A 24,936-nucleotide genomic window follows, 5' to 3' on the forward strand; every position below is an offset into this window, starting at 1 on the left:
TGATATAACTGAGGAAAGGTGTATATTTTCATTGATATGTAAATATGCACCTTTCCTATTGTATATGAAAGTTAATAAAGTTAATTTGAATTTCTGTAACGTACATATATGAAGCCATTCTTTAAAAAAGGACGTGATTTATCATACAAATTCACGCTGTGAAAATACCAAAGAATATTGAAAGTCATTTGTTTAAGAAACTTAGTAACTTGGTTTCAAATGGGAAGAAAGAGCGAATGAAGCGATTATTAAATTCATGCGACATTAATAGGACCCTGATAGGGGATTTACTAATCCGATCTCTAATCTGCCAAAAGTATAAAATTAATAATGAAGAAATTAGATTTATATATAATGAGTATGGAAAACCTTTTGTTGAAAACTTTTCTGACTTTCATTTTAATGTGTCACATTCAGGAGAATGGGTGGTTTGTACTACTGCTAATTTTAATGTGGGTATTGATATAGAAAAAGTTTCAGAAATAGAGGCTTTTAAATTAGCAAAAGAATTTTTTTCAGCGAAAGAATTTTATGATATATCTAATATGAATTCTGATGAACAAATTAATTATTTTTATGATTTATGGACATTAAAAGAAAGTTATATCAAAACGATTGGAAAAGGGCTTTATATCCCGTTAAATTCATTCTCTATAAAAAAAGAATCACGAACTTCAATTTCATACAAGCATATACCTAAAAACTTTTACTTTAAACAATATAACATTGATCCAAATTATAAGTTATCTGCTTGTGCAACAAGAGATGAATTTCCGCAAGAGATAATAATTAAAGACATTTATACAATTTGCCAAACTATATACAAATTTGAAAGTAAGGAGAAAATCAATGCAGAAGACTAAACTTTTTTGCTTTCCACATGCTGGGGGATCTGCGTTTAACTACGCAAAATGGAAAAATTACTTTAATCCATATATTGAAGTAGTCCCGATAGAATTAGCTGGTAGAGGATATAGAATTGAAGAAAGCTTGTACCAAGGTATGGAAGAGGCCGTAAATGATGCCTACACTAGTATAGTTAAGCAAATAGATGCTTCGCCGTACATTCTATTCGGGCATAGCATGGGGAGTTTGATTGCCTATGAAGTAGCCAGGAAAATACAGGATTCTAATAACGAATTACCTGAATTTCTTGTTTTGTCCGGTAGAAACCATCCAAATAGTAAAATAAAAAATATCCGATATAATCTTCCTAATGAACAATTTAAAAGAGAAGTTATTGCAATGGGAGGTACACCATCTGGGGTACTTCAATCAGAAGAATTAATGGAGATTTTTCTCCCTATTTTAAGAGCAGATTTTAAGATTGTCGAGACATACATTCATGATAATAATATACAACCATGTGATATTGATTTTCTTATATTTAATGGGAAAAATGATGAATTTACTACATATAATCAAGTAATAAAATGGAAGCAATATACAAGTAAAACGTGTACTTTTCATTCTTTTGAAGGTAGTCATTTCTTTCTAAATGAAAATATTGAAGAAATAGCAAAGAGTATTATAGGAAAGTTAAATTCTAAAAGATTATCAACTAGTTTTTAGAGGTTTTCTTTCATCATCAGACAGTCGTTGGATAACTGGTGAGTCAATTGATGCAATTTGTGAATCTTGCTTATAATGCTAATTGTAAGTATTATGTACTTTAAAACCAAAACTTTCTCAATTTAATGTTGAGAAAGTTTTGGTTTTTATTATTCTAGTAGTAATCACTTTTTAAAGTTATAGAAATTTAAAAATAAAGTATTGTATACATGTAAGTATGATTAAAAATGAAAAGTTGTAAATGCTAAATTTAATTAAATACGCCTTACTCTCTTTAACATTGGCCTGAATGAATAGTTTATAGGAGATTACACTGGCTAAAGATGCGATAATTGTTCCAAGCCCTCCAATATTTACTCCTAGTAATAAAGCTTTCCAATCAGAAGTAAAGTTTGATAGAAGAATTGAAGTAGGAAAATTGCTAATCAATTGACTCAAAATATGGAACTAAAGAAGACTGAAGTATCTCCTCTTAAATTAGCGCGAGCAAATGTCTCCAGCGCATCCGAATGGGAAATGTTTCCGATAAAAATAAAAAAACCGACAAAGGTTATTAGAAGAAAGTAATCGATCTTAAAAAGTAAGTTTCTATCTAACGTAAATGCAGCTATCAATGTGACTATTAGCGCAATGTAATAATCAATGACACCAAAAATAGATGCAATGATAGTGATAAGTATCAAAATCCAGACGGTAGCTTTTTTTCGATTTTTCACGGTAATTACAGGTAGTTCTATTTTCAAATCTGTTTTTTGAAGTTTTTGAGTAAATATAAATAACAAACTGATTCCAAGTACAGCTAAAAGCAGGATTGAACCTAAAAATGGGATGAGCTTAATTCCATAGTAAGAATATAGATATAAATTTTGTGGGTTTCCCATAGGCATCAAGCTACTGCCGATGTTTGCCGCAATTGTCTGCAGGATGATTGTATCCATCATGTTCATTTTTGTTTTTTTACTAATGACAAGTGTTATTGGTACAAAAGTGAGGAGGGCGACATCATTTGTTACAACCATAGAGCAAATAAAGCATAACAAAATTAGAATAATAGATATTGACCTGCTGTTATTGCATTTATTTAAAATCGCAACGGCAAGTTTGTCTAATATCTTTAGCTGTTCCAAGGCCTTAATGGCCACCATTAGATTAAATAAGCTAATTAACACTTCAAAGTTAATATATTCAATCTTTGGTGAATGTATTAAGCAGCTTACAATTGCTAGTATCAGTGAAATGGTAAGCACTAAATCCTTTTTTAAAAATTCGAATTTCATAAGGAGTCTTTTTTTATTTTGAACGAATACTATTTCTTTCACAATACACCACCTGTAATCTATGTTAGTAAATATACGTTTTTTGGGATAACTCGATATTGCTAGAAAAGAGGATGTCATAAGGTCCTAAATAAGAGTTTTGTAATGTTTCATCCCTTCAACAAAATCCTTTTTTTCTTAGTGTCTTTCATGTTGTAAATATGTGCAATATAGACGAATCCAACTAGGGGGATTAATTGAGAAAACAAATGTTTTTTGTATGATACCATAAATAAATTAAATGCTTTATTTTTTTAAATATTCTTATAATATTCTATTGATTCTTGATTTCAAATCCTTTATATGAACTTCTAAAAGAGAAAAGTATGCATGTTTTTATGAAGAAAATAGAGGCTTGTCAAAGGTTAGGTAGAACAAAATCTGCGACGTTTGGATACTGTATAAAATTCACAAAATCTCAGTGTTTTTTAGATGAAAAAAACTTAAAATATTTTTTGTTTTTATAAAAATCTGTACTTTTTCGTAACATTTTGTACTTTTAATTATAAATTAAAGACAAGCTTCTCTTAGTTAAAGATTGAAAGCGCTTTATAGGTTTTTCGTGAAATTTTTACCTAGCCTATTTTTGAGATTAGTAGTAAGAAAGGAGATATTTCCATGTTCTTAAGAAAATTAACAAAAAACCAGTTAATCACTATTGATTATTATGATTTAAATGTAAATCACCGGTAAACGAAACAAACATAATAGTACAACAACATTAGTGGATAAGAATATTAGTTTTGCAGAAGGGGATAGAGCATCGTGTGTATAAATGATAAGTTTTTAGAAAATTCAGTTTTGTAGTTGCGTATTGCGATGTTTGTTTAAACAGGCCAATTCTATTCATATAGAAAATTTTTATCCTTGTTTTATTTGAATATGAATGAGGTATTTATGCCAAGGAATATAGGTGATTTTATATAGATTATGATAGATAAATTTTTGGTATGGAGTGATAATATGGAAAGATTTTTTGTAGAGTTAGTCGGATCAACAAATGATTTTTTATGGTCTAAATTGTTAATTATTATGCTTGTTATTTGCGGAATTTATTTTACATTTAAATTGAATTTTGTACAGTTTCGAATGTTAAAAGAGATGATCCGTGTATTAATGGAGGGGAAAAGTGGTTCTAAAGATCAAATCTCTCCTTTTCAAGCGTTTTGTATTGGTATGGCAGCCCGCGTTGGAACAGGGAATATCACAGGAATTGCGATTGCAATTGCATTAGGTGGTCCTGGAGCTGTATTTTGGATGTGGATTATTTCTATTATTAGCTCGGCCTCCAGTTTTGTCGAAAGCACATTAGCACAGATATATAAAGTAAAAGATAAAACTGGTTTCCGTGGTGGTCCATCCTATTATATGGAAAAAGGGTTGAATAAACGTTGGATGGGAGTATTATTCTCTATTTTAATCACAATTACTTTTGGTCTTGTATTCAATTCAGTACAATCAAATACAGTTACAATTGCTTTTCAAAACTCATTTGGTACAGATCGTCTAACAGTTGGGATAATCATGGCCATTGCTTTCGCTGCGATTATTTTTGGTGGTGTACAACGTATTGCAAAAATGGCTGAATACAAGGTGGTATTTTTAGCGGTATTATACATTGGAGTTGCATTATTTGTTGTAGTTACCAACATATCAAAAATGCCGGAAGTTCTTTCTCTTATTGTTCAAAACGCATTTGGTTTTAAACAAATAGCAGGCGGTTCAATTGGTGCAGCACTTATGAATGGAGTTAAACGTGGTTTATTTTCAAATGAAGCTGGTATGGGAAGTGCACCAAACGTTGCCGCAACAGCAACAACAAGTCATCCGGTGAAACAAGGACTGATTCAAGCATTTGGTGTATTAACGGATACACTAATCATTTGTACTAGCACAGCTTTTATTATTTTGCTGTCTGATGCATATAAACAACCGGGGTTAAATGGTATTGCACTTACACAAGCAGCATTAAGTGAACACATCGGTTCTTGGGCATCGGGTTGTCTTGCTATCTTTGTTTTTTTATTTGGATTTGGTGCGTTAATTGGCAACTATTATTATGGTGAAACAAATATTCGCTTCTTACATACAAGTAAAGTGTGGCTAATGATATACAGAATAAGTGTGTTGGCTATGATTATATTTGGTTCTGTTGCAAAGATTCAAATTGTATGGGATTTAGCGGACTTATTTATGGGCTTTATGGTTATTATTAATTTAATTGCTATTACCTTACTTTCAAAAGTAGCATTTGCGGCGTTACAAGATTATATAAACCAGAAAAAAGCTGGTAAAGATCCTATTTTTTATAAAGAAAACATTAAAGGGCTTAAAAATATTGAATGTTGGGATAGTTATGAGAAAACTTCAAAAAAGAAAAGTGTGTAATAAGAAGGATATTCAGACTGCAATATGTCTGAATATTTTTCTTGGTTCTAGTGCAAATATTATTGATTATAGTAAAGAAAAAATCATTCTATATAAAGTTAATAGTACGGGGGAATATGATTAAATGATAAAGGATTCTAGCGTTCAAGTTGAGGGTCAAGAAAAAGTTTGCTTAGATCAATGGGTAGCTCATTATCGAGCGTATGCAGCTAAGGGACGAAGCGCCAGTTATATTCCCGCTCTGGGGGAAATAAATGTATCGCAGTTAGGTATTTGTATAGTAAAGCCAGATGGAACAATGATAAAATCAGGAGATTGGGAGATACCTTTCACATTACAAAGTATATCAAAAGTAATCGGTTTTATAGCCGCTTGTTTAAGTCGCAGTATTTCTTATGTATTAGAACGAGTTGACGTAGAGCCAACTGGAGATGCCTTTAATTCAATTATTCGTTTAGAGATACATAAACCAGGAAAACCTTTTAATCCTATGATCAATGCTGGAGCGATTACGATAGCTTCACTTTTGCCAGGGACATCGGTGCAAGAAAAATTAGAATCTCTATACGTATTAATTGAAAAAATGATAGAGAAGCGTCCCGCTATTAATGAAATAGTATTTCAATCAGAATGGGAAACGGCTCATCGTAATAGAGCATTAGCATACTATTTAAAGGAGAATGGTTTTCTAGAATCAGATGTGGAGGAGACACTAGAGGTTTACCTAAAACAATGTTCGATTGAAATAAATACAGAAGATATTGCCTTAATAGGGCTTATACTAGCACATGATGGATATCATCCTATTCGCAAAGAACAAGTGCTCCCTAAAGAAGTAGCTAGGTTAACAAAAGCTTTAATGCTAACTTGTGGAATGTACAATGCTTCTGGAAAATTTGCTGCTTTCATTGGATTACCAGCTAAGAGTGGGGTATCCGGCGGAATTATGACACTTGTTCCCTCAAAATCTAGGAAGGATTTATCGTTCCAAGATGGATGTGGTATTGGTATTTACGGACCAGCCATTGATGAATATGGGAATAGTTTACCAGGAATTATGTTGTTAGAACATATTGCAAAAGAATGGGATTTAAGTATATTTTAAAAAGGAGCACAGATATTTTGGTGTTAGAGCGAGTCCAAAAGTGTTCAGACCTTATATTGTGTCTGAACATTTTTGAGTTATAAAGTATCTTTCTAAAGTAAAAGGGTGTAATGAATACTCACAATCTATAATGCTTTCGTTTATATCTTATTTATCAGTTTTTGAAAAAAATAGAGTAAGTATTGTATTAATGCAAATAGGTTTGTATACTGACTGTTAGGCGAAAGTGAGAAGTGATTATTTTGAATGTTAGTAATTTAGTAAAAAAAGACATCTATATTCTCGTTTTAATGATACTTACAGTACCCTTAGTAGGTGAAATAAAGTCATTTCCCTTAAATGAAACATTTAGAATGAGCTTTGGTGCACCAACATTTTTCTTTTTTTTGTTATTATTTCGACGAGTTCCAGCATTTTTACCGGGTTTTTTAACAGCAATAGTCGTTGTAGTATTTCGTATCTCAATGGATGTCATTATAAAGGGAAATATGGATTGGTTAGCCGCTTTTCATACTCACTATCCTAGTTTTTTCTTTTATTTTACGTATTCGTATCTCTTTCATTTAGCAAAAATCAAACGTTTTTATCATCAACCACTAATGATTGGATTTATCGGTTGCATGATTGAAATACTGTCAGACTGTGTGGAATTAATGATTCAATATTTCGTATTAAAAACATCGATCACATCCGAGGCAATAAATGAGATCATTGTTATCGCATGTTCCCATAGTTTTATAGTTCTAAGCTTTTTCAATATGATGAAATTGTATGAAGCGCAATCAAGGGAGAGACATATAAAGAAGCAAAATGAACATATGCTCATGCTTATCTCTAATTTATATGAAGATGCTGTTCATTTAAAGAAAACATTACAAGATGCTGAGAATATAACAAAAAAATCCTATGATTTATATAAAACCTTAGACTCTTTTGAGCACAAACAGATGGATTTTCAGTTTGAGGATTTAAGGCAACAGGCATTACAAATTGCTGGTGAGGTCCATGACGTTAAAAAGGATAACCAACGTATTTTTGCGGGACTTTCAAAACTAATTTCTGATGAAAGTTTTACAGATTATATGTCTGTACATGAACTAGTAAATATCATTATACGGGCAAATACGAAATATGCACGCTTGCTAGAGAAAGACATCCAATTTGTGTATAAAATTGATGGTGTGCATCCTCATTATCATATTTACACAATCTTATCTATTATAAATAATATCGTTACAAACGCTGTAGAAGCTATCCAAGGTATGGGAACCATCACAATTGACATTAATAAAGACCACCATTTTGTTGAATTTCAAATAGGCGATAATGGTCCTGGTATTTCTTCAAAATATAAAGATTCAATTTTTGAGCCTGGGTTTACTTCTAAATATGATGATTTAGGCAACCCATCGACAGGTATCGGATTATCGTATGTTAAAGAAATGGTCGAACAACTTGAAGGTGATGTTACGCTTGAGGACAGAACCGAAGGAAAAGGATCAATTTTTATAATTAGATTAGGGATTGATCATATAATTTCGAAAGGGTGATTCTATGTATTTTTATATAGTAGATGATGAAAAAGCGGTTCGCTCAATGTTGGCTCAAATTATCGAGGATGAAGATCTTGGGGAGGTTATAGGAGAAGCTGAGGATGGTTTATCTTTAGAGCAACAAATGCTAATCCTTAAAAATATAGACATTTTATTTATCGATTTGTTAATGCCGATTCAAGATGGAATAAAAACAATTCGTCAAATAAAACCTTCGTTTAAAGGGAAAATCATCATGATCTCTCAAGTAGAATCAAAAGAATTAATTGCTGAAGCTTATTCGCTTGGTGTTGAATACTATATTATTAAGCCAATTAACCGGATTGAAGTATTAACAGTTGTTCGGAAAGTCATGGAACGAATTCGTTTGGAAAAATCAATAAAAAACATTCAAGAATCGCTTAATATGGTACTAAAATTGGATAGTAATTCAAGTGCGCAAGAAAAATACCGTAATGAAAAACATTTAAATACTTTCAATCATTTTCAAAATTCCATTCATTTTCTTTTGTCTGAATTAGGAATAGCCAGTGAAAGTGGAAGTAAAGATTTAATGGATATGCTAGATTATTTATATAAATATGAACAAGATAACACGTTGGAACAAGGCTTTCCCTCACTAAAAGAGATTTTTATGAATTTGGCTCAAAAAAAACTTGGGGATTCAGCTGAAGATGCCGAATTAAAAAGGTTCATAGAAGCTTCCAAACAACGGATTCGGAGAGCAATTTATCAATCATTAAACCATTTAGCATCCCTTGGACTTACTGATTTTTTAAACCCGAAGTTCGAAAATTATGCTTCTAGATTTTTTGATTTTACTACCGTAAGGAGAAAGATGACAGAATTGAATAATGAACCAACATTACCTGCTCGTATTGATACGAAAAAATTTATTCAAGTTCTTTATTTTGAAGCAAAACGAATACACTTGGAGTTAAGATGATAAACTCTTGCTAAGTATTATTTTCAATTGATAGATTGATAATAATTTTTCTTTTTATTCTCCTTTATTTCATATTAGTTTTAAAATCAGAAAATTCCGTATCGATTCGGTAGAAGTGTATGAACTTAGAACAAAAGAATATGTATTTTTTATTTTTTTAAATATTAATATTCATAAAAAAAAAACGAGTATTTTCACAATAAAATATAAATACATAGTAAGTTGAATTTAAAAAAAGATGCTATCTTCTAGCATCTTTTTTTCTTTAAGAGGAAATATCATTGATCCTTATATTATTTGAAATTCAAATGCGGGCATATAAATAAGGGAAAAGGAGATAATATCTAACAAATTATAATTGGAAATGGTATTTTAGGTCAGAAATGTTTTTATACTAATTAGGTTATTGGTACTAAATAAGCATAATGTCTCGCTTTTCTGCTCTTTAATCTTATAGTTATTTTTTATTAAGTACATATCGTTCTTTAGAAATCTCAATCCTAGCAGAGTATATAAATTGGGTGATAAACATGTGGAACATAATTACTTCTTATCTTCCAGATTGGAAAGTCTTTGTACAAGCTTTTATCTTGTTTTTAATTCCATATACTATCTCAAGATTTTTTCATTGGGTTCGTATGTCAGAGAAAGAGTGGGAAGAATGAGTTGGTGGAAGTCAAGAGACAAACAAGTGAAGAAAAATAATATTCAAAGTAAAACGAAACAAGAGTATAAACCTTCTCAAAATGCAACCGTTCATTTCACAAACGATTTTGCCTCTAACTTAGAACTTATAAAGCAACAAATCGGACATAATTCTGATGTTCGATTTCGGAAGTTTAATATTGGACGCACAGATATTCAGGCTGGGATCGTTTTTGTTGACGGTCTATCAGATAAAGAGATAATTGACAAACATATTATGAAATTACTAATGGATGATTTTTCTGATGAATATAAAAATGAATCTTCTTATGTGGAGGGGACTGTTTCAAAAGAATATATTAAAAATAAAGTTCTTACAATTAGTGAAGTAGCAGAAGTCCATTACATAAAAGATTTAATACCCAAAGTATTGATAGGTTCAACAGCTCTTTTAATTGATGGTTTAGCAGATGTGTTTATTCTTGGTACAACAAAAGCAAATAAACGAAACATTGAGGAACCGGTATCGGAGGCATTAGTCAGAGGTCCACGGGTCGGATTTACTGAAGTATTAAGTGATAATACCTCACTTTTGCGACGGCATTGTGCAGATGATAATTTATCATTAGTAAAGCTACCAGTAGGAGAACGTGCAAAGAAAGAGTTAGTTGTCGCATTTATTAAAGATCTTGCTAGTACGGAATTGGTGGAAGAAATAAAAAATAGAATTCAGAAAATTGACATAGACAGTGTACTCGAATCTGGTTATATAGAGCAACTCATTGAAGATAATTATCTCAGTCCTTTTCCGCAGATTCAAAATACAGAACGACCTGATCGTGTTATTAGTGCTTTGATGGAAGGGCGAGTAGCTATTTTGTTAGATGGAACACCATTTGTTTTAATTGCTCCAGTTACATTTAGTATGCTGCTGCAATCACCAGAAGATTATTATGAAAGGTGGCTTCCTGGTACGCTTCTTCGCTTATTACGCTTCATGACAGCTTTTGTTTCATTATTTGCTCCAGCACTGTATATTTCTTTTATTTCATTTCATCCAGGATTAATTCCCACTAAGCTCGCTATTTCTATTATCGGATCGCGAGAAGGAGTTCCTTTTCCCGCTTTAATAGAAGCGTTAATTATGGAAGTAGCTATCGAAGTTTTACGAGAAGCAGGTTTACGTCTGCCTAAACCGATTGGACCTGCAATGGGAATTGTGGGCGGTTTAATAATTGGTCAGGCTGCCGTAGAAGCAGGAATTGTTAGTCCAATAATGGTTATCGTTGTTGCGGTAACAGCTATTTCTTCTTTTACTATTCCGCAATATAGTGTGGGAATTACGTTACGCATTCTTCGTTTTGTAGCTATGTTTTGTGCTGCGATATTTGGCTTGTATGGTGTTATTCTCTTCTTTCTTTTACTTTGCAGTCATTTAGTGAAACTGAAAAGTTTTGGCGTTCCTTATACTAGCCCTGCTGTTCCGTATCGATTTAGTGACTGGAAAGATTTTATGGTTCGCATGCCATTAAAAATAATGAGACGTCGACCGAAAATAATGCATACAAAAAAAACTATCCGCAAAAGGTAGCTGATGACGAAAGGAAGTGGCCTTCAGTGATTACGAAACCTAAAGACCGAATAACAACTTCACAAGCAGTTGTTATTATTGTAAATTACATACTTGGGACAGGAATTCTCACTTTGCCTAGAGCATCTGTGGAAAAAGTGAAAACACCAGATGTATGGCTAAGTGTTATATTAGGTGGGATACTCGCAATGGTTTCAGGAGTAATTATGGTCAAATTAAGTCAGCAGTTTCCAAATAAAACATTTTATCAATACAGTCAAGATATTGTAGGGAAATGGATAGGCAGGTTGCTTAGTTTTCTTATTATAGGGTATTTTCTTACAACTTCAGCATTTCAAATTCGTTCAATGGCAGAAGTAATAAGCTTTTTTTTGCTAGAAGGAACCCCCACATGGGCTATTGTTATGCCTTTTATGTGGATAGGTCTCTATTTGATTATGAGTGGTATTAACTCGATTGCACGGATGTTTGAAATAATATTTCCTATTACTTTTTTTATTTTTTTACTCATTTCCTTTATGAGTATCGGAATATTCGAGATAGATAATCTCCGTCCTGTATTAGGTTTGGGAATTAAACCAGTGTTAGATGGGATAAAAACAACGTCTCTCGCATATACAGGTCCTGAAATTATGTTGATTCTTTTGGTGTTTATGGAACAACGAAAGAAAGCAGTAAAAGCTATTTTAGTTGGAATTTCAATTCCGTTAATCTTTTATGTAATAACTGTTGTAATGGTCATTGGTGCATTATCAATTGATGGGGTTGTAACAAGAACATGGCCGACAATTGACCTTATGCGCAGTTTTGAAATTTCTGGATTGATATTTGAACGTTTTGAATCTTTACTGCTTGTAATATGGATTATGCAAATATTTGCTACATATACGATTAGTTATTATGCAGCTGCATTAGGATTAGCGCAACTCTTTAAAAAGAGTATTCATCCGTTTATTTTTGCTTTGATTCCAATCATTTACATCATTGCTATGACTTCGAAAAATATAAATGACTTGCTTAAATTGGGGGATATGCTCGGTAATGCTGCTTTATTTTTATTTGGTTTACTGCCACTGCTTCTTCTCATTATTACGCGATTAAAAGGAGGAGTAGTGTGAAACATAAATTTAATTATATGCGGTTCTATTTGGCTTTGTTAGGGACGCTTTTGCTTCTATTTTTAACAGGATGTTGGAGCAGTAAAGAAGTAGAAGAGTTGAGTTTAACTGCAGGTATAGCACTAGATAAAGGGAAGGATTCAACAATCGAGAAAGAGGATGAGGAAGGAGGTTATCCTAAAAGAAATCTTATAACAGCTACTTATCAAATTGTTAGTTCGCAAGCACAAAGTAAAGGAAACGGACAGCAAAAACGTTATATAAATGTTTCTGAGACCGGTGATTCCATTCATCAAATTGTTCGTGAGTTTTCATTGAAAAGAGAGAGCACAATGTTCAGCCCACATTTAAAAAACATTGTTATCAGTGATAGTCTTGTACGTACATACAGTTTAGAACAATTACTTGAACAGTATCTCCGTGACAATGAAGTTCGGCTTAGCTGTATGCTCTTAATTAGCAAGGGTCTAGCGAAGGAGGTACTGGAATCAAACAAAAAAGGAGAAATCCCAGCATTTCGTTTGTCTGGAATTGCAGATAATAGAAATAGAACAACAAGGATTTTACCTCCTGTATCGCTCGCTAAATTGGAAGGAAAGATGCGGTCAGGGTCCAGTTTTCTTTTGCAAAATGTAATCTCGATAAATGGGGAAACAAAATTTGCAGGAGCTGCTGTAATTAAAGGGAAGACAAAAAAGTTGATGGGCTTTTTAAATGAACAGGAATTGGAAGGAGTAGTATGGATAAACGGAAAAAGGAATGGTGGTGTGGTAAAAACTTTTGATAAAGAATCAAAGAAACTCATTATATACGAAATAAAGTCAATAAAAAGCAAAATCATACCACATGTTAACGGAAATAATATTTCCTTTGATGTAAACATTGAATCAGAAGGGCGTTTGTCTGAAAATTGGATGCAATCAGGAAAAGATTTTGAAAATGAATTTTTAAAAAAGGAAGAAAAAGCTATTGAAAAAGAAGTAAAGCACTTAGTACATCATGTTACAAAAAAAATACAAAAAGAATACCAAGTCGATATTGCGGGTTTTGGCAACCAATTAAGAATTAAACACCCGAGAACATGGGAGAAAGTCAAAAAAAATTGGGATCAAACATTTAGTAAGGTACCGATTAAATATCATATAAATGTAACTATACAAGATTATGGAGCGTCAAGTTTAAAACGGTGAGATACCTTAATTGAAATTATATTTGCATCAAAACAAAAAGTTACAAAAATTTTAATTTAAAAATTTTTGTAACTTTTTGTTTTTTTATGTCCTTCTTATTATAGATTAAAGAAATGATTTTATCCGGCTATTTGCCGGGCAGTAAGACCCCCACCTCAAAATTCAGCGAAAGCAAAGAAGTTATTAGAGGTATATGTAAGCTCTATATAGGAAGGAGAATTTTGAAATTCTATTGATAAACCAAGTAATTGTAATAGCCCTTATTTAGAATAATAATTTCAAAATCAATAAAATTTAGAGTAGAAGGAGCAAGAGCAAATTATTATGAATAAACAAATAGGATTCATCGGATGTGGAAACATGGGTATTGCTATGATAGGTGGGATGATTAAAAAAAATATAGTTTCTCCGGATCAAATAATTTGTTCAGATTTAAACGTCATTAATTTAAAAAATGCTAGTAATGAATATGGCATAACTATAACTACTAACAACAATGAAGTCGCTAATAGTGCTGATATTTTAATTTTATCAATCAAACCAGATTTATACTCATCGGTAATTAACCAAATAAAAGATCAAATAAAAAATGATGTAATCGTTGTAACTATTGCTGCAGGAAAAAGTATTAAGAGCACTGAGAATGAATTTGGTAGAAAGTTAAAGGTTGTTAGAGTAATGCCTAATACACCGGCACTTGTTGGAGAAGGAATGTCTGCGTTATGTTTTAATGAAATGGTTACAGAAAAAGATATAAAAGAGGTACTTAACATATTTAATATTTTCGGCCAGACGGAGGTCGTAAATGAAAAACTAATGGATGTTGTTACATCTATTAGTGGTTCTTCTCCAGCATATGTGTATATGTTTATAGAAGCCATGGCAGATGCTGCTGTACTTGGCGGTATGCCGAGAAAACAAGCTTATAAATTTGCGGCTCAGGCTGTATTAGGTTCTGCAAAAATGGTATTGGAAACAGGAATACATCCAGGTGAATTGAAGGATATGGTTTGTTCTCCAGGTGGAACGACGATAGAAGCTGTAGTAACGCTAGAAGAAAAAGGTTTAAGAACAGCTATCATTTCAGCTATGAAACGTTGTACGCAAAAATCTATGGAAATGTCTAGTTTAACTAGTAAGTGAGAAGCGAATTTATATAATATTTCAAATCTATTTAATGTAAAAGAAATATTATGAGGCTAGTTAATAACTAAGTAAATTTATATACAACACTAAAGAGAAAAACAAACCTTATTTTAAAGGGGATACAGAAAATATGAGTAATTTACTAAAAAAGAAATCCGTTACACAATTGTTAGAGCATAATCAAAGCAAGACTTTAACGAAAACATTAGGAGCATTTGATTTAATTATGTTAGGGATAGGCTCGATAGTTGGAACAGGGGTTCTTGTGTTAACTGGATTAGTAGCAGCAAGAGATGCTGGTCCAGCAGTTATTTTTTCATTTGTACTTGCAGCAATTATATGTGGATTTATAGCATTATGTTACGCAGAAATTGCTTCCACACTCCCGGCATCTGGTAGTGTATATACGTACTCATATGCAACAATTGGTGAGTTTGTTGCTCATCTAGTAGGTTGGTCATTGCTGTTAATATATATTGTGGCAACAGCGGCTGTCGCTGCTGGATGGACAGGCTATTTCCACAATTTAATAAAGGGGTTTGGATTAGAGATACCTAAAGCTCTAGTAACGATTCCTTCGCATGGTGGTATTGTGAATCTACCAGCAGTAATCATTACATTGATATTAGCATGGATGTTATCCCGTGGTACAAGGGAAAGCAAACGAATCAATAATATAATGGTATTGATTAAAATTGGAATGATTTTGTTGTTTATTACGGTTGGTATATTCTATGTAAAACCAATGAACTGGATACCAATTGCACCATACGGTTTAAGTGGAGTTTTTACGGGTGGAGCAGCTATTTTATTCGCTTTTACGGGTTTTGATATATTAGCAACTTCAGCAGAAGAAGTAAAAGATCCGAAACGTAATCTTCCGATCGGTATTATTGCATCATTAATCATATGTACAATTATTTATGTTATGGTATGCCTTGTTATGACAGGAATGGTTTCCTATAAAGAATTAAATGTTCCTGAGGCGATGGCTTATGTAATGGAAGTTGTAGGACAAGGAAAAGTCGCTGGTGCAATTGCTGCAGGTGCTGTAATTGGCCTTATGGCTGTTATTTTTTCCAATATGTATGCGGCAACACGAGTATTCTTTGCAATGAGTCGTGATGGATTGTTACCGAAATCATTTGCGAAAGTTAATAAGAAAACTGGAGCACCCACTTTTATAACTGGATTGGCAGGAATAGGGAGCTCTTTAATAGCTGGGTTTATTGACTTGAAAGAGTTAGTTAATTTAGTTAATATCGGTAGTTTGGTGACGTTTGCGTTAGTTTGTCTATCAGTTATTATCCTACGTAAATCACACCCCAATTTAAAACGTGGATTTATGGTACCTTTTGTACCTGTATTACCATGCATTGCAATTGTATGCTGTGTGTTTTTAATACTAAATTTACCGTTAAGGACATGGGTGTACTTTAGTATTTGGATTATTATTGGGGTAGTAGTATATTTCCTTTATTCGATAAAACATAGTAATTTAAATGAGGAAACGATCTCGAAATTACATGATAAAATTGCGAGATAATAACGATAGAAAATTGTATTAATAATCATATTGATAGTTGAGTAAAATAGAAACAGTTTTTTGATATTTAGCAAGAACTAAAATGAAAAATCCTAGGACAGCAGAGTGCCTTTTTTAGAAACCTTGCCTGTTTTTCATGATTTAAAACTAATAAGGAGAGGAAAGTATGAGTGAATTGCATTTTATGAGTCTAGAAGAACTGGATAATGAATTAGAAAAAGATGACAGTGGTATTTATTTCATTAAAGATTATAATGACAATATTATTTATATAGGCAAGGCTTTTAGTATAAAAAGTAGAGTATTAGCTCATTTTAATAGTTATTCCAATATTAAGGAATATGTACATTTATTTAATAAAGTAGCGTATCTCATTGAAGATAGTTTGTTAAAACGCTCATTGTTACAAGTTACTTATATGATTAAATATAAACCAGTATTAAACAAAGAAGTCCAAAAAGAATTCCCAGAGTTATATACTCAATACATTAAGCAAACAAATAAAAAATCCATGTTGTTAGAAATGGATGAAGCTAAAGAAAAAAGGGATGAGTTAAAGAATAGATTAGTAAAATTAGTGGGTGGAAAAACTATGTTTTATGACATAATTTCTCTGTTAAACAATGGATATAACTATCATGTTCTTGCAAAAGTATTGAGCATAGAAATTCAAACTTTAATTATAATGAAAGAACACCGAAACAAATTCCCGATACCACATAATTATAAGAGGACAATCAAGCATCAAGATATAATGTATGCTTTATCTGGAAAAAAGAATTTAAGTACATCAAGGTTAAGCACTTAACTTTAAAGTAGTAAATTCGTTGCTTTTGTAGCTTTTGTTGTTATATTGAAATGCAATGTACATTTGTGTTTCAAATTTAATTGGTGGAATATGGGGAGGAAAAGGGTTCCTATAAAAATGCTGGAATAAATTAGATTGCTCATGCATAAATAGCATAATTAGGCACATGTTATTTATAAATATTCAAAGATACGAAAGTAATACAAATGAAATTCTTATTTCTGCTACTACAAGTACTATTGAGCAAATGAAGTATGAAATTGCTTTTGAACTAGGAGTCACACTGGGACCTGATACATCACATCATCTGCAAATGGTTCGAATCGGTGGAGAGATTACAAAACGCTTAGTTCGAATGGCTGAAAAACAGTTAACAGGTCAATACAGATTACACTAAGAAAATAATCCGTATATATACGGATTATTTTTCCTTTAATTTACAAAAAAATAAATTTCGAAATCGAAAAGACCTCTCAGATTCCTTTGTAATAATCTTTTTTAGTTACGTTAATGACATAGGTATCGGAAGATAATTAATTCGATATGAACGGTGTATAGGCCTTTAAAAGAGTTTTGTTGTTATTTGCAATTTTAATTCCATAATACTTAAGCCGATATAATAAAATGTTTTATGTCTAAATCGATATAAAGGAATAGTTTTTAAGTGATATTTCTTTTTTATAGAATAAGCAAAACCTGATATTGTAGTAATTATTGTTTTGAGGTCAATTTACTGTGCACCTTGGTTATTGAAGTTTTTTGTTGATTAACAACTATTGTATTTGGAAATTAATAATAAGTTTATGTGATGCGGTAATAAAACTATCTAGTTTGCTATTTTTAGTATTTGTAAAGTCTATATATATTTTCCTCTTTTGTGGAAAGTAAAACTAATGTTGCGACCAGTAATATAGTGTCATTTTTTCGAATATTCCATTCGTTTTTTTATGTTTAGTTGAGTACTTGAATTTCCTCCACCTTGTACTTTTCAAAGCATAGTGCTTCAAAAATAACCGTATCGCTTTCATCTGTTTCCAATTTCACAACTTCTTTATTATCTTTTTTTAAAATTTGGAGCAAAATAGTTTTTCAGTTTCATATTTAAATTAGCAGTATTTATTTTTTTGAATTCAATTTGTATAAGTGATTGAATTGGAACTTTGACTGTTGTTTCTTGCGGTGGTACAGTATCTCCTGTTACTTTCGCTTTATTTTAAATCTTTTTCCAGCTTGGTCCTCGCATTGACTACCACTGTATTTTGTAGTACTTCACTGTTTTCTCAAGTTCAATAATTATATCTTGTAGAATTAAGAAAAGAACTTAACTTATTTCATTTACTTATCTACTCTGATGTTTAGATGCTAACTACAATTAAATAATATATGATTTTTATAAAAAAGATATAGTAATATTTTGTTGTGAATTGTACTAATTTGATATTTTATAGTATTATTTGTCGTGAATTATATATAACAGAATATATTTTATGGATCTATAAAGGAGAATGTAATGAATACTTCTATCGATATACAACACTTGTGTGATCTTGCACATAAAGCATTTAATGCCCCTGTGCATATTTTATCTGCAGACAGAAAAATTTTATATCATTCTACATCTGATAATGTTTGTAGTCCTTTTTATTCTTCAAAAGAAGAACATCTTACTGATATTTATCAAGAAAACGATCCCTTTAACTTGCCACTTTTCCGAAGTAACAACTATCTTGAAAATTTTGTTCTAATTCATATAGAAAATCATGATGATATTAAAGGGACTATTATAATCGGTCCTACTATACATCCAAAAGATTCAGATGATATGATCATAAAATTTCAGAAAGAATTTAAATCAAATGATAACATTCAAGAAAGACTTGCCTATTATCAGTGTTTATCTGAGATTAAAAAAACTACATTAATTGATATGGGAATTTTATTACATTACATGATTTTCAATGAAAAGTTAGATGTAGATATTGTCTTGGAAAAAAATAAAGTACTAGAGGAAATTCCTAATAAAAATGTGAAACCTGATTTATATATTTTAAAACGCCGACAAAACAAACCTAAAACGCACAATATGGCATTAGTAAATGATTTCTTTTCGACTATTAAAGAAGGCAATAAAAAAAAGTTAATACAGTATATGTATGCGGTTTCGCAAGAAGATGTTGAACTTATGCTAATAGAGGATCCGCTCAGGAATCAAAAAACCCTTGGAATTATTGCGATTACCTTAGCCACTCGATATGCAATAGAAGGAAACCTGCCACCAGATATTGCTTTTGCTCATAGTATTTTATATATACAAACCCTGGAACAATTAGATAATGTAGAATCTGTAAAGCGATTGTCAGGGGATGCTTTACGTACTTTTGCAGATCGTGTGAAAGAATACAATGCAAAAAAGTATTCTTACGCGGTTACTACATGTATAAAACATATTAATAAAAATGTTTACGATGGAATATCTCTGAATGAACTTGCTAATCATTTAGAAATTACGCCTACTTATCTGTCTAAACTATTTAAAAAAGAAATGGGAATTACTTTAAGCGAATATATTCAAAGGGAACGAGTGGAAGAAGCAAAGAAATTATTAACACTCACTACTTATTCGTTATCAGATATCTGTGCTTGGCTTAACTTTAATGACCAAAGTTATTTTATAAGAGTTTTCAAAAAAATCACTAGCATGACTCCTAGGCAGTACCGTGAAAAATATACAATAATATAAGCTTGTTATTTGCTGTCTCCAATGTAAAGACTTAAACATGGGTGTAAGTATCCCAAAAAATGAAAATATTGAACTTATTACGCTAGAAAGAGTTTGTGATTTGTCTAGAAAAAGAACTTGTATTCAAATAGACGTATGAGATTAACCTGATATTATCTTGTTAGCGGAACAGTTTCAATTTTTATAACAATCATGTGCTGAATTTATAGGTATAGTTTTATTTTAGATAAACACTAGTCTGACGTCAGCTCAAACAAATAGCTCTTGAAGATTTGATAAACACATATGTGAGCAAAAGCTCAATGGAAATGTTTGTACCGTATAGTTAACTTGAAAAATACACTAACCGTTATTTTGCTAAAGAAAAAAAAGACAGAAGGCTGCAAAGTGTTCCAAGGAAGCTTTGCAGCTTTTTTGTAATTTAAAACCTATGTTTATAACGAAGATAAGTTTATAGACTAATATCTTCATATTGTAAATTTGTTAATAATGATATTAAGATGTTTGTGAAAAAATCAACAATATAACATATATTACTAAATATATCTACATTTTATGCAATTATACATAACTAAATAAAGGTAAAAAAGTATAAAAAGACCTATTATATTATTCTATAAGTATTTTTTCTAAAATAAAATTTCTCGGTTGAGCTAAAATAGTTATTTTTAACCGTATACACATTAATTTGTAATCATTACAATTACAGAAATGAAATTTACGAATAATTATATTTATATAATTTTGTTGGTTCATATTTTTATTTAACAGTAAATTATCGAGCGTAATCGACAAAATTTTTCTATTTACGCATTAAAAATTTAATGTTTTAATGAACAACATAACTGGTATGACCAGACAGAAAGGAGAAGGTTACGCTAATAGGAATTATAGTGAAGTTATAAGTAACATTATGTCTTTGAAAATTTCTGAATAGTCAATTTATTCACAAGAGGTCAAGAATCAAATTGGTAATAAACGTGTTCTAAGTTTCTGCATAACAAAAGTGAAGTTATTCCGCAATAAAAGTATAAGCAATGTACAGTATAATTTCATCTTTTGTTGTCTAGTAAGGAGTTTGCTGACAAAACTAAGAGGGATATTATCAAATTGAAATTAAACAATGTTATGACAAGATTAACTGTAAGCATTGGTTTATTGATCCTCACGATTCTGTAAGTTAAACCGCAACTTTAGGAAAGAATTAAGAATTTACTACTCATAAGGTGCCTGATTCAAATATAGTTAATAAATTTTTGTTATTTATATTTAAAAAAATAGAGTATCGAAATGAGAGATAAATAAAATCCTTACATCCTATTAGAAGTAAAAAACAACGATATTAACGTATCTGAAAGATTTCTCCTTCTTATCCAGTTTACAAAGAGAGCGGTCGTACAAGTTATATGAATTAAGTTATAAAAACAATGGTAAAGGAGTGTACGGAATGAAAACTAAAATAATGACAGGATTATTAGTCACATCCATTGTAACTGGAGCAACTATTCCTATCAATACTCTCGCAACACCAATCGTTCAAGCGGAAACTCAACAGGAAGGCATGGATATTTCCTCTTCATTACGAAAATTAGGTGCGCAATCTAAATTAATCCAAACGTATATTGATCAATCTTTAATGAGTCCTAATGTACAGCTAGAGGAAGTCCCAGCTTTAAATACCAATCAATTCCTAATCAAACAAGATATGAAGGAATGGTCATCGGAACTCTATCCACAGTTAATTCTATTAAATTCAAAAAGTAAAGGATTTGTAACAAAATTTAATAGTTATTACCCGACATTAAAATCGTTTGTAGACAATAAAGAAGATAGAGAAGGGTTTTCGGATAGACTTGAAGTACTTCAAGAAATGGCTATGACGAATCAAGAAAATGCGCAACGACAAATCAATGAATTAACAGATCTTAAATTACAGCTTGATAAAAAATTAAAAGATTTTGATACTAATGTGGCAACTGCGCAAGGCATACTAAGTACAGATGGAACAGGAAAAATAGATCAGTTAAAAAATGAAATATTAAATACCAAAAAAGCAATTCAAAATGATTTACAGCAAATTGCATTAATACCAGGGGCTTTAAATGAACAGGGATTTGCTATATTCAAAGAAGTTTATAGTCTTTCAAAAGAAATTATTGAACCAGCTGCTCAAGCAGGGGTGGCAGCGTATAACAAAGGAAAAGAAATTAACAACTCTATTCTAGAAGCGGAGAAAAAAGCGGCGCAAGAAGCGACAGAACAAGGTAAAACTGCTCTAGAGATTGAATCAGCAAAAAAAGCAGCTCGTGAAGCAATTGAGAAAAGCAAACAAGGTGAAATAGCAGCCGCAGCCGCAGCAAAAACACAAGAGTATGACCTGATGAAGGTCATTGATACCGAAAAGATTAAGAAAACATTTGGCGTTTTTGCTGAAGTAAATAAATTAACAGCAGAACAGCGAGCATATTTAGATGATTTAGAGAAACAAAATCAAAAAATATATGATTTAACAACGAAATTATCAATAGCTGATTTACAAAAATCAATGCTTCTTCTTACACAAAATGATTTGCATACGTTTGCAAATCAAGTAGATGTAGAACTGGATCTACTAAAGCGCTATAAAGAAGATTTAAATCTAATAAAAAATAGCATTACAAAATTATCTACTAATGCTGATACAACTAACGAGCAGTCTCAAAAAGATACATTAAGACAATTAAAAAATGTAATAAGTTACCTTGAAGAACAAGTATATAAATTTTAATATTGCGTTTTTGGGGAATTCATAAAGATTATAAGCATTTAGCGAAAGAAGGAGAATAGTCATGAAAAAATTTCCATTCAAAGTACTAACTTTAGCTACATTAGCAACAGTTATAACTGCTACTACCGGTAACACTATTCATGCATTTGCACAAGAAACGACCGCTCAAGAACAAAAAGTAGGCAATTATGCATTAGGCCCCGAAGGACTGAAGAAAGCATTAGCTGAAACAGGGTCTCATATTCTAGTAATGGATTTATACGCAAAAACAATGATTAAGCAACCAAATGTAAATTTATCTAATATCGATTTAGGCTCAGAGGGGGGAGAGTTGCTCAAAAATATTCACCTTAATCAAGAGCTGTCACGAATCAATGCGAATTACTGGTTAGATACAGCGAAGCCACAGATTCAAAAAACTGCTCGTAATATTGTAAATTACGATGAACAATTTCAAAATTATTACGACACATTAGTAGAAACTGTACAAAAGAAAGATAAGGCAGGTCTAAAAGAGGGTATAAATGATTTAATTACTACAATCAATACAAATTCAAAAGAAGTTACAGATGTGATTAAGATGCTACAAAACTTCAAAGGGAAACTATATCAAAATTCTACAGATTTTAAAAATAATGTTGGTGGTCCAGATGGGAAAGGTGGATTAACTGCAATATTAGCAGGTCAACAGGCAACGATTCCACAACTTCAAGCTGAAATTGAGCAACTTCGTTCTACTCAGAAAAAACATTTTGATGATGTATTAGCATGGTCAATTGGTGGTGGATTGGGAGCAGCTATTTTAGTTATTGCAGCTATTGGAGGAGCGGTAGTTATTGTTGTAACTGGCGGTACAGCAACACCGGCTGTTGTTGGTGGACTCTCGGCTCTTGGCGCAGCTGGTATCGGTCTAGGAACTGCGGCTGGTGTCACAGCATCTAAGCATATGGATTCCTATAATGAAATTTCTAACAAAATCGGAGAATTAAGTATGAAAGCAGATCGTGCTAATCAAGCAGTTCTTTCGCTTACTAACGCGAAAGAAACATTGGCATATTTATACCAGACTGTAGATCAAGCGATATTGTCTCTAACAAATATTCAAAAGCAATGGAATACAATGGGCGCAAATTATACAGATTTATTGGATAATATCGATTCTATGCAAGACCACAAATTCTCTTTAATACCAGATGATTTAAAAGCCGCTAAAGAAAGTTGGAATGATATTCATAAAGATGCAGAATTCATTTCAAAAGATATTGCTTTTAAACAGGAGTAGAACTGAAATTTAAAACCTAAATTGGAGGAAAATGAAATGATAAAAAAAATCCCTTACAAATTACTCGCTGTATCGACGCTATTAACTATTACAACTGCTAATGTAGTTTCACCAGTAACAACTTTTGCAAGTGAAATTGAACAAACGAACAATGGAGATACGGCTCTTTCTGCAAATGAAGCGAGAATGAAAGAGACTTTGCAAAAGGCTGGATTATTTGCAAAATCTATGAATGCCTATTCTTATATGTTAATTAAGAATCCTGATGTGAATTTTGAGGGAATTACCATTAATGGATATGTAGATTTACCTGGTAGAATCGTACAAGATCAAAAGAATGCAAGGGCACATGCTGTTACTTGGGATACGAAAGTAAAAAAACAGCTTTTAGATACATTGAATGGTATTGTTGAATACGATACAACATTTGACAATTATTATGAAACAATGGTAGAAGCGATTAATACAGGGGATGGAGAAACTTTAAAAGAAGGGATTACAGATTTGCGAGGTGAAATTCAACAAAATCAAAAGTATGCACAACAACTAATAGAAGAATTAACTAAATTAAGAGACTCTATTGGACATGATGTTAGAGCTTTTGGAAGTAATAAAGAGCTCTTGCAGTCAATTTTAAAAAATCAAGGTGCAGATGTTGATGCCGATCAAAAGCGTCTAGAAGAAGTATTAGGATCAGTAAACTATTATAAACAATTAGAATCTGATGGGTTTAATGTAATGAAGGGTGCTATTTTGGGTCTACCAATAATTGGCGGTATTATAGTGGGAGTAGCAAGGGATAATTTAGGTAAGTTAGAGCCTTTATTAGCAGAATTACGTCAGACCGTGGATTATAAAGTAACCTTAAATCGTGTAGTTGGAGTTGCTTACAGTAATATTAATGAAATGCACAAGGCGCTTGATGATGCTATTAACGCTCTTACTTATATGTCCACGCAGTGGCATGATTTAGATTCTCAATATTCGGGCGTTCTAGGGCATATTGAGAATGCAGCTGAAAAAGCCGATAAAAATAAATTTAAATTCTTAAAACCTAATTTAAATGCAGCGAAAGACAGTTGGAAAACATTACGAACAGATGCTGTTACATTAAAAGAAGGAATAAAGGAATTAAAAGTGGAAACTGTTACTCCACAAAAATAGGGAAATATTAATTCTGCGTAAAGTGAACTAAAACATAGAAAGTCTATGATTACACTGTT

General features: G+C 31.7%; 18 protein-coding genes and 1 pseudogene. 17 read left to right on the forward strand and 2 right to left on the reverse strand.

The window, feature by feature from the left end; translation table 11 throughout:
* Nucleotides 1–158: 158 nt before the first annotated feature.
* Nucleotides 159–863, forward strand: a complete 705-nt coding sequence (locus ACTJJY_RS15700; RefSeq protein WP_088091445.1) for a 4'-phosphopantetheinyl transferase family protein — start codon at nucleotides 159–161, stop codon at nucleotides 861–863.
* Nucleotides 850–1,572, forward strand: a complete 723-nt coding sequence (locus tag ACTJJY_RS15705) for a thioesterase II family protein (protein ID WP_440605928.1) — start codon at nucleotides 850–852, stop codon at nucleotides 1,570–1,572. Before ACTJJY_RS15700 ends, ACTJJY_RS15705 begins: the two co-directional genes overlap by 14 nt.
* Before the next feature lie 177 nt (nucleotides 1,573–1,749).
* Here ACTJJY_RS15705 and ACTJJY_RS15710 read toward each other — a convergent pair.
* Nucleotides 1,750–2,891 (reverse strand): annotated as a pseudogene (locus ACTJJY_RS15710) (anion transporter).
* A 960-nt stretch (nucleotides 2,892–3,851) separates the two neighbouring features.
* Between ACTJJY_RS15710 and ACTJJY_RS15715 the strand changes: the two are divergent.
* The 11 genes from ACTJJY_RS15715 (at nucleotide 3,852) to ACTJJY_RS15765 (ending at nucleotide 17,321) form a co-directional block, all read left to right on the forward strand.
* On the forward strand, nucleotides 3,852–5,276 hold the full coding sequence (locus ACTJJY_RS15715) for an alanine/glycine:cation symporter family protein (protein WP_440605929.1): 1,425 nt from the start codon (nucleotides 3,852–3,854) through the stop codon (nucleotides 5,274–5,276).
* A gap of 124 nt (nucleotides 5,277–5,400) precedes the next feature.
* Nucleotides 5,401–6,381 carry a glutaminase GlsA gene (gene glsA, locus ACTJJY_RS15720; protein ID WP_440605930.1) on the forward strand — a complete coding sequence of 327 codons (981 nt, stop codon included), beginning with the start codon at nucleotides 5,401–5,403 and terminating at the stop codon, nucleotides 6,379–6,381.
* Nucleotides 6,382–6,614: 233 nt separating this feature from the next.
* Entirely contained in the window at nucleotides 6,615–7,931 is a 1,317-nt protein-coding gene (locus tag ACTJJY_RS15725; RefSeq protein ID WP_440605931.1) for a sensor histidine kinase, read from the forward strand.
* Nucleotides 7,932–7,935: 4 nt separating this feature from the next.
* On the forward strand, nucleotides 7,936–8,880 hold the full coding sequence (locus tag ACTJJY_RS15730) for a response regulator (protein ID WP_440605932.1): 945 nt from the start codon (nucleotides 7,936–7,938) through the stop codon (nucleotides 8,878–8,880).
* A 661-nt stretch (nucleotides 8,881–9,541) separates the two neighbouring features.
* Entirely contained in the window at nucleotides 9,542–11,116 is a 1,575-nt protein-coding gene (locus ACTJJY_RS15735; RefSeq protein ID WP_440605933.1) for a spore germination protein, read from the forward strand.
* A 26-nt stretch (nucleotides 11,117–11,142) separates the two neighbouring features.
* Complete coding sequence (locus tag ACTJJY_RS15740; protein ID WP_097961771.1) at nucleotides 11,143–12,234, forward strand: spore germination protein; 1,092 nt, start codon at nucleotides 11,143–11,145, stop codon at nucleotides 12,232–12,234.
* Nucleotides 12,231–13,424, forward strand: a complete 1,194-nt coding sequence (locus tag ACTJJY_RS15745) for a Ger(x)C family spore germination protein (protein ID WP_088091451.1) — start codon at nucleotides 12,231–12,233, stop codon at nucleotides 13,422–13,424. Before ACTJJY_RS15740 ends, ACTJJY_RS15745 begins: the two co-directional genes overlap by 4 nt.
* Nucleotides 13,425–13,748: 324 nt before the next feature.
* Nucleotides 13,749–14,567: a pyrroline-5-carboxylate reductase gene (gene proC / locus ACTJJY_RS15750; protein ID WP_001041296.1), complete on the forward strand. Its 819-nt coding sequence runs from the start codon at nucleotides 13,749–13,751 to the stop codon at nucleotides 14,565–14,567.
* Nucleotides 14,568–14,700: 133 nt separating this feature from the next.
* Nucleotides 14,701–16,116 carry an amino acid permease gene (locus tag ACTJJY_RS15755; RefSeq protein ID WP_440605934.1) on the forward strand — a complete coding sequence of 472 codons (1,416 nt, stop codon included), beginning with the start codon at nucleotides 14,701–14,703 and terminating at the stop codon, nucleotides 16,114–16,116.
* 166 nt (nucleotides 16,117–16,282) lie between these two features.
* On the forward strand, nucleotides 16,283–16,924 hold the full coding sequence (locus tag ACTJJY_RS15760) for a nucleotide excision repair endonuclease (protein ID WP_440605935.1): 642 nt from the start codon (nucleotides 16,283–16,285) through the stop codon (nucleotides 16,922–16,924).
* Nucleotides 16,925–17,090: 166 nt separating this feature from the next.
* Entirely contained in the window at nucleotides 17,091–17,321 is a 231-nt protein-coding gene (locus ACTJJY_RS15765; protein WP_000897403.1) for an alpha/beta-type small acid-soluble spore protein, read from the forward strand.
* Between the two features lie 554 nt (nucleotides 17,322–17,875).
* On the opposite strand, the gene ACTJJY_RS15770 is transcribed toward ACTJJY_RS15765, so the two are convergent.
* A complete protein-coding gene (locus ACTJJY_RS15770; RefSeq protein ID WP_003270913.1) occupies nucleotides 17,876–18,004 on the reverse strand; it encodes a hypothetical protein in 129 nt (42 codons plus the stop codon).
* 430 nt (nucleotides 18,005–18,434) lie between these two features.
* Here ACTJJY_RS15770 and ACTJJY_RS15775 point away from each other — a divergent pair, with 430 nt between their 5' ends.
* From ACTJJY_RS15775 to hblA, 4 genes are all read left to right on the forward strand, one after another.
* Nucleotides 18,435–19,664 (forward strand): helix-turn-helix domain-containing protein, encoded by a 1,230-nt coding sequence (locus ACTJJY_RS15775; protein ID WP_440605936.1) that lies wholly within the window; start codon nucleotides 18,435–18,437, stop codon nucleotides 19,662–19,664.
* A 1,447-nt stretch (nucleotides 19,665–21,111) separates the two neighbouring features.
* On the forward strand, nucleotides 21,112–22,431 hold the full coding sequence (gene hblC, locus ACTJJY_RS15780) for a hemolytic enterotoxin HBL lytic component L2 (protein ID WP_440605937.1): 1,320 nt from the start codon (nucleotides 21,112–21,114) through the stop codon (nucleotides 22,429–22,431).
* A 61-nt stretch (nucleotides 22,432–22,492) separates the two neighbouring features.
* Complete coding sequence (gene hblD, locus ACTJJY_RS15785) at nucleotides 22,493–23,713, forward strand: hemolytic enterotoxin HBL lytic component L1 (RefSeq protein ID WP_426965730.1); 1,221 nt, start codon at nucleotides 22,493–22,495, stop codon at nucleotides 23,711–23,713.
* Nucleotides 23,714–23,749: 36 nt separating this feature from the next.
* On the forward strand, nucleotides 23,750–24,877 hold the full coding sequence (gene hblA, locus ACTJJY_RS15790; protein WP_440605938.1) for a hemolysin BL binding component B: 1,128 nt from the start codon (nucleotides 23,750–23,752) through the stop codon (nucleotides 24,875–24,877).
* Nucleotides 24,878–24,936: the final 59 nt, after the last annotated feature.

The organism is Bacillus sp. 22475 (genome assembly GCF_052044835.1).
GTDB lineage: Bacteria > Bacillota > Bacilli > Bacillales > Bacillaceae_G > Bacillus_A > Bacillus_A cereus.